We start from the raw sequence: 12,087 nt of genomic DNA, 5'->3' as shown, positions 1-12,087 counted from the left end.
GGGGCGGCGGCTGCTGGAGGAGGCGCTGCTGGTGGCACCGGGGAGCGTGGAGGTGATGCACGGGCTGGCGCGCGCGCTGGACCTCGCCGGGGAGCGCGCCCGGGCGGTGCAATTGCTGGAGCACGCGAACGCGCGGGCGCCGTCCGAGCCGGAGCCGGCGTGTGACCTGGCCATGGCACTGCTGGAGAAGGGCGAGGACGCACGGGCGGAGCGGGTGCTGGCGCCCGTGCTGGAGGCGCGGCCGGACCACCCTCGAACGAACCTCTACCTGGGCATGGCCCTGGCGAAGACGGACGCGGACCGCGCGCGGGGCCACCTGGCGAAGGCGCGCCAGACGGGCGACGCCGAGGTGAAGGAGCAGGCGGCGGCGCTGGAGCGCGTGCTCGCGGGCGAGCCGCTGCGCTGAGCCGCGTGCGCCTGAAACACGACGGGCGGCCTCCCACGAGGGAAGCCGCCCGCCATGCTGCTTCAACCGTGGGCCGCGACTACGGCCGCGTGTAGTTGATGGTCAGGTTGTACGACGCCGTCTGGGAGCCGGCGCCGCGCACCATGACATACGCGGACGTCTGGCCGGCGGGCACCGTCAGCGTGCACGTCTCGGAAGCACCGGACGTGCTCGGGCGGCAGTCATAGGCGTTGGTGGTCGGCGCCGAGCCGAAGCGCACATACAGGTCGGGGTTGCGCGTGCCGGTCATCACCACGCTGAAGCTGGTGCCGGGCACCACGTTGTACGGCCCGAAGTTGTCATTCTCCCGGCGCGCCACGGTGCCGGTGGCCGTCTCCGTCGTCGGCGTGCCACCGCCGCCGCCACCACCCGAGTACGTGCCCGTGAGCGTCAGGCCCGAGTACGACGTGTAGCCGTTCACCATCACGTACCAGGTGCCCGCCTGCGGGTTGTTGAAGGTGCACGTCTCGGCGTTGCCGCTGCTGTACGGACGGCAGTCGTAGGTGCTGCTGCTCGGCACGCCGCCGAAGCGCACGTACAGGTCCGCGTCACCCGTGCCGCCCGCGGTCTCGAACTTCAGGCTCGTCTGCCCGGCCGGCACCTCGAGCGTGAAGTACTTCTTGTTGCCGGAGCTGCCGGACAGGCCCGTCACCGGCACGGCGTTGGTCAGCGGCGTCGTCACCGGCGGCGGAGGCGGCACGCCCACCGCGAGCCACGCGTCCGTCACCGCCTGCACCGTGGCCGCGTCGTAGCCGAGCGCCTGCGCGGCCTGGACGGTGTACGCCTTGGCCTGCTCGAAGGTGGTGCTCGGCGTGAAGAGGTCCGTGTTGGCCTTGTAGAAGATGCGGCCGGCCTTCTCCGGGCCAATGGCCGTCACGTTGATGGCCGTCTTGCCGCGCGGGTGCGTGCCGCCCTTGGACAGCAGCGAGAACACCAGGTTGCTGATGCCGCTGCTGTAGTGCACGTCCACGCCCGACGAGTAGTCGCCGTAGAAGTCCAGCGACACGTCGTCCGCGGCCGGGTCGTCCATGTAGCGCAGCGCATCGCCCGCGATGCCCGGCGTCCACACGTCCTCGCCCACCTTGAAGACGTCCGCGTCCGTGGCCCAGCCGCGCTGCCAGCTCTCGCACACGCCGGCGAAGATGTCGGACATGGACTCGTTGAGGCCGCCGGACTCACCCGAGTAGATGAGGTCCGACTCGGTGTCCGTCACCGCGTGGGTCAGCTCGTGGACGGTGACGTCCAGGTCCTTGCCCAGCTCGATGGAGTCCACGCCGTTGCCGTCGCCGTACACCATCTGCGTGCCGTCCCAGTAGGCGTTCACGTAGTTGGTGCCGTAGTGCACGGTGCTGGTCAGCGTCGCGCCCGCGTTGTCGTACGAGTCGCGGCCGAAGAGCGTCTGGTAGCAGTTGTACGTGACGCCGAGCTGGTCGTAGTTCATGTCCACGTGCGCGTCGCCCGTGGGGGCCTGGCCCTCGCTGCGGCGCAGCGTGCCCGGCGTGGTGCTGCCGTTGTTGGCGCTGTACACGCGGCGGTTGAGCGCCGAGTGGAGCTGCGGGTGCACGGCCACCACGCCGCCGCGCTCCGCGTCCACGTAGACGAGGTCATCGGCCGGCATGCCCTCGCGCTCGCCGAGGATGCGCACCTGCCACGCCAGGCGCGGTTCGTCGGAGCCCTCGGGGAAGAGGTACACCAGGGTGGCGGCGCCGCTGGCGGTGGCGCGCAGCGCGCTGGAGCCCAGCTCGGCCGCCTTCAGCGCGGCGTCGGAGGCCACCTTCGGCGTGGCGGACACGGCCTTGCCGCCGCGCGCGGTGCCGTTGGCCGCGTAGATGAAGCCCTCGGCGTCCGCGTGGATGACGAGCTCCGAGCCCACCACCGGGAGGCCGTTGAGCAGCTGCCGGTAGCGCAGGTGCTGGTGGCCCTGGGCGTCCGTGGAGGCGCGCCGCAAGACCAGGTCGTCGCCGCGCAGGCGGAAGGCCGCGGCGATGTCACCCAGCGCCTGCCGCGCGTCGCCCGCCTTCTGCTGGCCGCCCGTGGACGCGGACAGCCGGCCCAGGTCGCCCTTGATGAAGAAGGGCACCTCTCCCTGGCGGCCCAGCACCTCGGCCGCGGGAAGCCGCGCCAGCGCGGCCTGGATGTCCGCGTCCTTGGGAGCCTGCTCCGCCGGCTGCGACTCCTGCTCCACCGAGCCACAGGCCACGAGCCCGGCGCCAACCCACGCCGCGCAGAACGTCCTCAACCATCGCTTGCTCACGCGCACGACCTTTCCGAGAAGAGGGTCTTCAAGGATACATGAGCAAAACGATGTTTCAGAGGAATTTACGTGTTCGTAGCTTTTTCCTACAGACGAACAGAATCCTGGTTTTACTTGATAACGGGTCCGTCTCGTCTCAGCCCGAGTACGCGATGCGGTAGATGACGCCGTTGGCGTCGTCCGTCACGAGCAGGGCGCCATCCGCGGCGATGGCCGTGCCCACGAGCCGGCCGAGGTGGTCATTGCCGCCATTGGCCAGCCAGCCGGTGGCGAAGTCCTCGATGGCGGTGGGGTTGCCCTGAGCGTCGAAGCGCACCCGCACGACCTTGTAGCCGGAGGGCGGGTTGCGGTTCCACGAGCCCCGCATGGCGACGAAGGCGTCATTGCGGTACTCGGCGGGGAACTGGGTGCCCGTGTAGAAGACCCAGGTCATGGGCGCCGAGTGGCTCTGGTACTCGAGCACGGACGGCTGGGTGCCGGCGCAGTAGTCCGGGCGCGACCGCATGTCTGGCGGCTCGGCGGAGATGAAGGCGTCGACCTCGCGCTTGCCGGCGCAGAAGGGCCAGCCGTAATCGGCGCCCTGCTGGATGCGGTTCAGTTCCTCGGGCGGGAAGTCGTCGCCGCGCGAGTCCGAGCCGTGGTCCATGCCCCAGAGCTGCCCGGTGCCGGGGTGCCAGCCGAAGCCGATGGTGTTGCGCAGCCCGCGGGCGAACACGGCGCGGCCGGTACCGTCCGCCGCCATGCGCAGCAGCGTGGCGTTCTCCGGGTTGGGCTCGCTGCACGCGTTGCAGGTGCTGCCCACGGACACGTACAGCAGTCCGTCGGGGCCGAACGCCAGGGTCCGGTTCGGGTGCTGTCCCGAGTCCGGCAGCCGCTCGCCGACGGCCACCGGCGCGCCCAGCGAGCCGTCCGGCCGCACGTCCGCCGCGAGCACCTGCCGGTCCGTCGTCATGAAGAGCCGGTCGCCCGTGGAGTTGAGCGCGAGCCCGTGCACGCCCGCGCGCTTCTGGCCGAGTCCGCTGGCCACCACGGTCTGCTGGTCCGCGCGCCCGTCGCCGTTCGTGTCCCGCAGCAGGGTGACGCGGCCGGCCTCGCGCTCGGTGACGTAGACGCCCCCGTCGGCGCGCACGGCGAGGGTGCGCGGGTTGGTGAGGCCCTGGGCGAAGACGTGGATGGTGAAGCCCGCGGGCACGGTGAGCTGCGACAGGCGCGCCTCGCTGAACGGAGCCTTGGTGGGCACCACGACGTTGTTGGGCGCGGTGACGGCGCGGACCTGGTCGTCGCGCGGCGGCACCTGCGGGGTCGGAATCGTGCCCGGAGCAGGCGTGGGCTCGGTGGGCGGCGGCTTGTCCTCGTCACACGCGAGGGGCAGGCACAGCAGGACGGCGGCGAGCAGACGCCGGGCGGGAGAGGGAAGGCTCATGGAGCCGCACACCCTGGGCACGCGTCCCAGGGGTGCAACCCGTTCTCTGGTGCAATGCGGTTGACGAGAAGTCGCCACTCCCCGTGTGCCTCACCAGCGCATGGCCTCGATGGCCGCCACCATCTTCCCGACGTCGTAGGCGTAGAAGCCCGCCGAGTTGAGGTTGTTGATCTCCCCGACGTACAGGCCTCCGTCGTGCATGAAGACGTCCAGCGCGTAGGCGCGGTCCGGCCCCCAGCGGCCAGCCATGGCCTGCGCGAAGGACTCGACCTCCGGCTCGACCTCGGCCGAGCTCATGACGCGGTCGCCGAGCTTGTAGCGCGTGCCGGTGATGACCCGGCCATCGACGACGACCATGCGGTACTCGCGCTGGATGTGCCTGGGCGCGCTGACCGCCACCCACGTGTCCGCGGACACGGTGGTGTCCTCGTCGAGCCCGAGCACGCTGTCCCGCCAGGCGCTGAACTCCTCCCAGGTCGTCACCATCCCCGAGAACGACTTGTCGTCCAGGCACGGGCGGATGAAGAACGGCCCATCCGTGCGCGGCACGTCCGCGAAGCGGCACACCCGGGCATCGGCGTTCAGCAGGTGCTCGCCCAGGTGCTCGCGCCAGACGCGGAAGTCGAAGTTCTCGTTGAGGAACGCCCCCGGCGTCCAGCCGCGCTCCTTCGCGTACCGGGTCAGGCTGAGCGAGCCCATCACGATGACGGGCCCGGCGACATCCACGACGGGCTCGACGCCGCCGCCGAAGGGGATGACCTTGACCAACGTGTGCGGAATGCCTCCGTGCTCCAGCACCTGCATCAGGGTGTGGAAGCCGCGCTCGTTGAACAGGTTGTTCTGAACGACCCAGTGCATGTGCCGCGCCTCGGTGTGAATCCTGGCCGCCTGGACGCGCCGGTCCGAGCGGAACTGACCGCGCGCAGCCAGGGCTCCGCCGCCAGTCCGTATCCAGGCCATGAAGCCATTTCCTCTGGTCGCGCTGCTATGTGCGCTGATGTCCGCCTGCCAGGACGCGGAGGAACCCTGCGGTGAGGGCTGCCGCGTGCCGCACCGGGGCCTGGGCCGAGTCTTCGACGAGGGCACGCTGACGCATGCGGTGAGCCCTCGCACCGGCTGGGGCGGATTGAAGGTGCGCCTCGCCGGCGACACCGTGTTCGTCCTGGAGACGAAGCGCGATGAGAGCTCCGGTGTGCAGCGAAGGCTCGTCGCCAGGACGCGGGACTCCGAGGTGCGATGGACGCGGGTGGAGGAAGCGGGCGAGCACTTCAGCGACTTCACAGTGCACCCCTCGGGTGAGGTGACGCTGGGCGTGGAGCGCACCGCCGCGGAGCGCGGCGGCTATGACCTGCTCCGGCTGTCTCCGGGCGGCGAAGTCCTTTCGCGCCAGCCGGTGCCGGAGCCCCGGACGCTGTCCGCGGAAGACGTGGGCACCGGCCTGCCCGCGCAGCCCTTCCGCATGAAGGGCCGCCCGGTGCATGCGCTCACCGACGGGTGGCTTCGCACCGAGGCGCGAGGCGAAGACGTCGTCGTGGCGTTCCTCACCCTCGTGGACGAACCGCCTCCGAGCCCCAACCGGCCTCCCTCGGACCTGGTGTCCGGGGTGATGGCGCTGCGGTGGTCGGAGTCCCGCTACGAAGAGGAGTGGGCGCGCCTCGTGGATGGGCGTCACCAGGTGGACCCGGCGGCGTGGGCCTATGACGAGTTCCGCTGGCGCGAGGCGCCCGGGCGGCCGCTGCTCGCGATTGGGGGCGACGGCGCGGTGGTGGTGGGCCGCACGTGGACCCAATCCCGGTGCCTCGCGGCGAGCGACATCTTCGGAGTGCCGACGCGGCTCGACTGCATCCTGGACGAGGACATCGCCACACACATGGACACCGAGCACCAGGCGTTCGCGTTCACCTCCTTCACGGCCACTGGCGAGCGCGAGGGGACTCACATGTTCCATCCCTCCGACGCGGCTGAGTTCGTCGTGTTCGACCTGGCCGCGAGGGGCGGGGACGTCGCCATCGCCGGCTCCTTCGTGCGCGAGGACGCGCAGGGCGCCATCGACTACTACGAGTCGTCCCCGGGCGCGGGCGACCGGATGACGCCGTACGACGGCTATGTGGCGGTGTTCGAGCGGCGCACCGGGAGCCTGCGCTTCTCGCACGTCCTGGGCGGGCCGCGAGCGGACCACATCTCGGCGCTGCGCTGGACGGACAGCGGGCTGCTCGCGGTGGGCGCGTCGGGCTGGGACCGCTGGGCCAATGGCATGAGCATCAGCCGGGGCTCGGGCCCGCTGCTGGCGATGTTCTCCGCCGGAGGCGACCTGTCGCGGATGCGCACCGTGCCGCTGGACGGGAGTCAGCGGCACTTCCACCTGCTGGGCGTGGATGCTCGGGACGACGAGATTGTGGCGGTGGGGCTGGCGGATGCCCCCATGACGCACTCGGGGGATAGGGGCCAGCGGGCCAACATGACCTTCGGCGGCCTCACCGTGGAGCTGCGCTGACGCTCAGCAGTCCGCGGGGCAGAAGGAGCTGGGCTCCCACGGTCTACGTGGACCAGCGGCTCACGCACGCGAGAATGTCGGCGGGTGTGTCCGCGAGGAAGTCCGGCCCGGCCTCGCGCAGGCGGCTGTCGGCGTCGGCGCCCCAGCGCACGGCAATCACCCGCACGCCCGCCTCCTTGCAGGCCACGATGTCCCGGTGCTCGTCACCCACGTAGACGAGCTGGTCGGGCCGGAGCCGGTTCGCCTTCATCAGGGCGCGCAGCATCCGGGCCTTGCCGAAGAGGCTGCTGCTGCAATGGAAGCCGGTGATGAGGTGCTCGGCGGCCTGGTGCTTCAGGAAGGCACGGATGTTCTCCTCCTTGTTGGAGGAGAGGATGAAGAGCTCCATTCCCCGGGCCTTCAGGTCGCGCAGCAGTTCGGGGATGCCCTCGTGGAAGGGGATGGAGGTCATGGCGCTCCGGAGGTTCCGGCCCATCTGTACCGCCAGCGAGGGCAGGTGGTAGGGCGGGATGCCCATCCGCTTGCATCGGTCGAGGATGGAGAGCGCGCGAAGCTCTTCCAGGTTGTCGGCGGTGAGCGGGCGGTAGCCGCTCTTCTCGGCGAGCGCGTTGTAGAGCTGGACGATGGCGCCCAGCGAGTCCGCCAGCGTTCCGTCGAAGTCGAAGACGACGTGGGTCATCACGGCGTGCATCCTGCCGCAGCGGAGGGCGGGGTGCACGTTGAGGCGGGGTGCCAGTTGCCCCAGAATCCGGGGGAATGACCGAGCCGGGAAGCCCTGGGTCTCTCGTGGTGGAAGCGTCCGCGACGGTGTCGCTGGGAATGGTGCGTCACGGCGAGCGGGTGCCGGGGGTGCTGGCGTGCGTGCACCGCGAGACGGCCATCGGGCTCGACGCGCGGGCGCGGGAGGTGCTCCACCCGAACGAGCTGCGGCGGCTCGACGAGTTCCGCGCGGACTCGCGCCGGCTGAGCTTCTACCTGGGGCGTCAGGCGGCGAAGCTCGCGGTCCGGGCGCTGGGGGTGTCAGTGCCGATGAACGCGGTGGAGATTTCCCCGGGCGTGTTCGAGCAACCCATCGTCCGGGGCACGGGAGGGGAGCCGCCGGTCGTTTCACTCAGCCATGCGGGCACGGTGGGGGTGGCCGTGGCCTGCGGGCCGGAGCACATCCTCGGAGTGGACGTGGAGCGGGTGGACCCGCAGCGGACGGGCGTGTTCGAGTCGGTGATGTCGGCGCGAGAGCTCGAGCTGGCACGGCGCGCGGCGTGTGGGGGCGAGCTGGCGGTGAACATCCTCTGGGCGATGAAGGAGGGGCTCTCCAAGGCGCTGCGGTGCGGGCTGACGACGCCGTTCGAGGTGCTGGAGGCGGAGACGTTCGAGCCGCACGCGGAAGGAGGGTGGGGCTGTCTCTTCCGCAACTTCGCGCAGTACCGGTCCCGGGCGTGGGTGATGGGCGGCTACGTGCTCGCGGTGGTGTCTCCGAAGCACTCGCACCTTCACGTGTCACCGGAGGACCTGGAGCGGGTCCACCAGGTCCTCGGGAGCGCGCGATAGTGACGTCTACCGCATGGGTACCTCGCGAAAGGTGATGCCATCCAGTTCCAGGCGTCGCACGGCCTCCATGAAGCGATCGGTGCCGATGACCATCGTCGCGAAGTTTCCGACCCGGAACAGGTCCACGCCCGTGGGGAGTGAGGCGGCGTCCAGGATGGGCTGCTCTGGCAGCCGGAACCCGACTCGGCCACAGGTCGCGCACGGCGGAGGCAGGTCCGGCGGAAGGCAGTCCGCGTGCAGTCTGCCGCGAGGCTCAATCTGGAGCTCCAGCAGCTCCGGCGGGTGCTTCTGACGGAACCGCAACTCCGTCCGACAGCCTAATAGCCCTTGCACGCCCTCTACCTGAAGCCGCGTCAGCACGTCCCGACGCATGAGAAGCTTCTGCCCCACACCCACACGATGGGGCCGAACTCCCCGGAAGCCTGGCCCACCAGCGGACCGAAGCCCGTCCCGGGGGGCAGCTCCGCATTGGGAGGAGCCAGGGGACGCACCAGCTCCCGAAGGCGAGCGAACTCGAGGAAGGGCTCGGGCCTCGGCTTCTCGAACTCACCACGCTCCGGCAAGCGCGACAGGTCAACGCATGGATACTCATGGCCCACATCGCTCCATGTGGCGCCGCACGTGTGGCACTTCACGCCCGGCAGCCCCAGCTTGTGCCACGCGTTGACTTCCCCGCCGTACTTCGCTGCTGCCGCCCTGTCCTCATCCAACCAGAAGAACCGACTCATCCGTCCTCGCGCTCCCGGGCGGGACTAAAAGGCGCGACCGCAGCGTCCAGTCTGACACCTCCACGGCGAGGCAGGCTCACGCACCTGCGCCGCGCACCACACGCACTCGGCGAGGATTCACGCCGCATCTGCCTCTCCGTCTGGACTGGCGAGGACGACGACATAGCCATCTGGGTCCTGGAGCCAGATCTCTCGATGCCGCGGAGCTGGATTGACGTGCGGCTCTTCGAGGATCCGAGCACCCAGACGTCTGGCGCGGTCCACGGCGGCATCGAAGTCATCGACTTCGAACCAGAGAAGGACGCCATGGCCATGAGGTGCCCGGTCGGGATCAATCAAGTTGGGGTGGTCCTCGGCATCCCATCTGTGCAGCTGGAGAACCAGGGTGTCCCCACTCAGGAGTCTGTCATAGACGAGGCGATGAGGATGGTCCGGATCGCATCCCGAGCCGACTCCCAGCAAGGTCTGATACCAGGCGCTGCTGGCCTTCACGTCCCGCACCGCCATCAACGTCTGAGGCCTGACCGTCAGTCGAGTCGGTTGTCCCATCGAACCCTCGGATGAAAAGAGCGCGCCGCCAGCACGTTACGCCCGAAAAGCCGAAGACTTCGAGCTTGCGCCTACGCCCTCTCAGGCGGGTTCGCGGCCCCACATCAGGCCACCCGCTCCGCCACGGCGCTGGAGCTGAACCGGAGCCAGCGCTCCTCCAGCACCCGTGCCGCGCCGCGCATCAGGAACCAGGCCAGCTCGTCCACGTGGCGGTTCCGCCAGCTCTCCAGCGGCGTGCCCTTCACCACGCGGTTGAAGGAGCCGAGCGCCGGACCGCCGTGGACCTGGAAGTTCACCTTGTCCGCCGCGTCACCGCGCTGGGCGCGCCGCATGGTGTCCACGAAGTACCAGCGGAACACGAGCGCCATCTTGTGGCGGCCGTTCTTCTCGGCGCGCTCGACCTGGGCCGGATCCGCGCGCAGGTAGTACGCACGCGTCTCCGCCCAGACCTCGGCGATGCTCCTCTTGAAGTACTGCTTCTCCAGTTGCTCGCGCGTCTTCTCGTCGATGGCGTCGAGCGACTCGTGGCGCTGGTACAGCTCGTACAGCTTGTTTCCCCGGGCGGGGAAGAAGACGCCCTTGCGGAACACCTGGATGCGGGCGCCCAGCTCGAACATGTCGCCCGCCGGGGCCATGGCGAAGTCCTGGATGTCCGCGTCGGCGAGCATGTCCTTCACGAGGTCGCTCGTCCCGGCCTCGGGCGTGCACTGGTTGATGGAGCCGGTGAGGATGAAGTCCGCGCCCATCGTGAAGGCGGCGGCGGCGGCCTCGGGCGTGCCGATGCCTCCCGCCGCGCCCACGCGGATGCGCGCCGGGTAGCGGTGCTCGGCCATGGCCTCGTCACGCAGGTGCATCATCGCGGGGAGGAGGCTGAAAGCGACGCCCTTGTCGGTGTGCCCGCCCGAGTCCGCCTCGGCGCAGAGGTCATCCGCCATCGGCAGCCGGGCCGCCGCGCGGGCCTCCTCGTCGCTGATGAGGCCCTTCTCGTGGAGCATCCGGACGATGCGCTCGGGAGGTGGTGAGACGAACTGGCGCGCCACCTCGGGGCGGGACAGCTTCGCCATCAGCCGATTCGCCGGGCGCGCGCGGTCACCGGACAGCCGGGCTCCCTTGAGCCGATAGCGCACCACGGCAGGGGTGAGCACGGTGTACGCAGACGCCTCCACGCAGCGGACGCCGAGGCGCAGGAGCAGGTCAACGGTGCGATCCTCCATCTCCGGATGGTTGATGTTGTGGAGCAGGTTCACGCCCCACGGCGCGCCCGGCGGCAGGGCGGACTGGATGCGGCGGATGCCCTCCTCGATGCGCTCCAGGCTGAGGCCGCCCGAGCCGAAGAAGGCGAGGAGCCCCGCGCGCCCCATGCGGATGACCAGCTCGGGGGAGGCGATGCCCTTCACCATCGCGCCCGCGACGTAGGCCAGGCGCACGTTGTGGTCCGCTCGGAATGACGCGTCGCCGAGCCGCTCCGCATCGATGAGGGCCCGTGTGCCAGAGGCCCGCTCGGGCTGCGGAACCGTACGGACCGAGGCAGGAGCGGCGACCGGAGAAGGCGATTCGGGCACGACCGCCGTGATGGACATCCTGACCGGCCGGCTCTCAGGCACAGCGGCATTCCAGGCCGCCGGGCCTGTCACACCATTCGACGAACGTGAAGTGGAAGGCTCCGCCCGCGGAGGCGAATACTCCCGGAGCGCCGCCTCCGCGTCCGCCACCTTCGTCATCGGCGTCACGGACCGGCCGAGCGTCTGGAAGAACTTCATCAGCGGCGCGCCGGGCCCAATCTCATAGATGCGCCGCGCCCGAGCACCAATCGCCCGCATGTTGTCGAGCCACCGCACCGAGCCGGCGATCTGCTGGACGAGGTTCGCCGTGAGCGACCGCGCCTCATAAAACCCGCCCGTGAAGTTCGACGTCACCCGCGCGGCCAGCTCCGGCCGGAAGTTTCGCTCGAACGACTCCAGGTAGGCACGGAACTCCACCTCGATGGAGCGCATCAGGCTGGAGTGGAACGGCGCGCTGACCTGGAGCGGGATGAAGTTCAGCGCGGGCAGCGCCTCGGCCAGCTCGCGCTTCGCCCGGTCGATGCTCTCGGCCGTTCCGCTGATGACCACCTGCGCCAGCGAGTTGTGGTTCGCCACCTCGGCCCCGGCCGCCTTCGCGATGCGCAGCGCGCCGGAGTTCTCGATGTCGTCCACGAGCAGCGCCGCCATCGCTCCCTTGCCCTGGGGTACCGCCTGCTGCATCAAGGCCCCCCGCCTCCGCACGAGCCGGACCGCATCCGCGAACGGAATCGCTCCGGCGGCCACCAGCGCGGTGTACTCGCCGAGGCTGTGCCCACCGAAGACCGTGGCCCCCAGGCCGAACGCCTCCACGAGCGCCCGGTACGCGGCGATCTCCATCGTCAGGATGCACGGCTGGGTGAACTCGGTGAGGTGGAGCCGGGGGTCCTTCTCGAAGCACAGCTGGACCAGGTTCTCTCCCACCGCGTCACACGCCTCCTCGAACGTGCGGCGGGCGATGGGCCACTGCTTGTAGAAGTCCGCGCCCATCCCGGGCCGCTGTGAGCCCTGGCCCGGGAAGACGACGGCATCCTGTGTACCGGCCAGCATGTCAGCGCGAGTCGTCATGTCGAGATGCCCTTCCTGG

The 12,087-nt window shown here is 70.1% G+C and carries 9 protein-coding genes and 1 pseudogene; 3 read left to right on the top strand and 7 right to left on the bottom strand.

All coding sequences use genetic code 11. From position 1 onward, the window contains the following. Positions 1 to 406 (top strand): tetratricopeptide repeat protein (locus tag HG543_RS06940; protein WP_169343889.1); only part of this gene is annotated, 406 nt, incomplete at its 5' end. A 79-nt stretch (positions 407 to 485) separates the two neighbouring features. Here the strand turns inward: HG543_RS06940 and HG543_RS06935 are convergent. The 3 genes from HG543_RS06935 to HG543_RS06925 form a co-directional block, all read right to left on the bottom strand. Further along, positions 486 to 2,699 (bottom strand): M4 family metallopeptidase, encoded by a 2,214-nt coding sequence (locus tag HG543_RS06935; protein ID WP_169343888.1) that lies wholly within the window; start codon positions 2,697 to 2,699, stop codon positions 486 to 488. A gap of 136 nt (positions 2,700 to 2,835) precedes the next feature. After that, positions 2,836 to 4,122, bottom strand: a complete 1,287-nt coding sequence (locus HG543_RS06930; protein ID WP_169343887.1) for a PQQ-dependent sugar dehydrogenase — start codon at positions 4,120 to 4,122, stop codon at positions 2,836 to 2,838. Between the two features lie 90 nt (positions 4,123 to 4,212). Then, positions 4,213 to 4,980, bottom strand: a complete 768-nt coding sequence (locus HG543_RS06925; RefSeq protein WP_169343886.1) for an ATP-grasp domain-containing protein — start codon at positions 4,978 to 4,980, stop codon at positions 4,213 to 4,215. Positions 4,981 to 5,080: 100 nt separating this feature from the next. On the opposite strand from HG543_RS06925, the gene HG543_RS06920 reads away from it, so the two are divergent. Next, a complete protein-coding gene (locus tag HG543_RS06920; RefSeq protein ID WP_169343885.1) occupies positions 5,081 to 6,616 on the top strand; it encodes a hypothetical protein in 1,536 nt (511 codons plus the stop codon). A 43-nt stretch (positions 6,617 to 6,659) separates the two neighbouring features. Here the strand turns inward: HG543_RS06920 and HG543_RS06915 are convergent, their stop codons facing one another. Then, complete coding sequence (locus HG543_RS06915) at positions 6,660 to 7,295, bottom strand: HAD hydrolase-like protein (RefSeq protein WP_246356821.1); 636 nt, start codon at positions 7,293 to 7,295, stop codon at positions 6,660 to 6,662. Positions 7,296 to 7,402: 107 nt separating this feature from the next. Between HG543_RS06915 and HG543_RS06910 the strand changes: the two genes are divergently transcribed. Continuing rightward, the gene (locus HG543_RS06910; RefSeq protein WP_343073292.1) at positions 7,403 to 8,164 is read left to right on the top strand and encodes a 4'-phosphopantetheinyl transferase family protein; all 762 of its coding nucleotides are present in this window, start codon (positions 7,403 to 7,405) and stop codon (positions 8,162 to 8,164) included. Between the two features lie 6 nt (positions 8,165 to 8,170). On the opposite strand, the pseudogene sitI6 reads toward HG543_RS06910, so the two are convergent. The 3 genes and pseudogenes from sitI6 to HG543_RS06895 form a co-directional block, all read right to left on the bottom strand. Continuing rightward, positions 8,171 to 8,892, bottom strand: a pseudogene (sitI6, locus tag HG543_RS06905) (SitI6 family double-CXXCG motif immunity protein). Positions 8,893 to 9,009: 117 nt separating this feature from the next. After that, entirely contained in the window at positions 9,010 to 9,384 is a 375-nt protein-coding gene (locus HG543_RS06900) for a VOC family protein (protein WP_343073291.1), read from the bottom strand. Positions 9,385 to 9,545: 161 nt separating this feature from the next. Continuing rightward, positions 9,546 to 12,068, bottom strand: a complete 2,523-nt coding sequence (locus HG543_RS06895) for a PfaD family polyunsaturated fatty acid/polyketide biosynthesis protein (RefSeq protein ID WP_169343881.1) — start codon at positions 12,066 to 12,068, stop codon at positions 9,546 to 9,548. Positions 12,069 to 12,087: the final 19 nt, after the last annotated feature.

Origin of the sequence: Pyxidicoccus fallax, assembly GCF_012933655.1 — a bacterium.
Lineage (GTDB): Bacteria > Myxococcota > Myxococcia > Myxococcales > Myxococcaceae > Myxococcus > Myxococcus fallax.
This window is presented reverse-complemented; position numbering and strand designations above follow the sequence as displayed.

Coding starts and splice junctions, on each gene's coding strand:
- HG543_RS06915 (WP_246356821.1), bottom strand. CDS start 7,295: ATGACCCACGTCGTCTTCGACTTCGACGGAACGCTGGCGGACTCGCTG.
- HG543_RS06920 (WP_169343885.1), top strand. CDS start 5,081: ATGAAGCCATTTCCTCTGGTCGCGCTGCTATGTGCGCTGATGTCCGCC.
- HG543_RS06930 (WP_169343887.1), bottom strand. CDS start 4,122: ATGAGCCTTCCCTCTCCCGCCCGGCGTCTGCTCGCCGCCGTCCTGCTG.
- HG543_RS06925 (WP_169343886.1), bottom strand. CDS start 4,980: ATGCACTGGGTCGTTCAGAACAACCTGTTCAACGAGCGCGGCTTCCAC.
- HG543_RS06895 (WP_169343881.1), bottom strand. CDS start 12,068: ATGACGACTCGCGCTGACATGCTGGCCGGTACACAGGATGCCGTCGTC.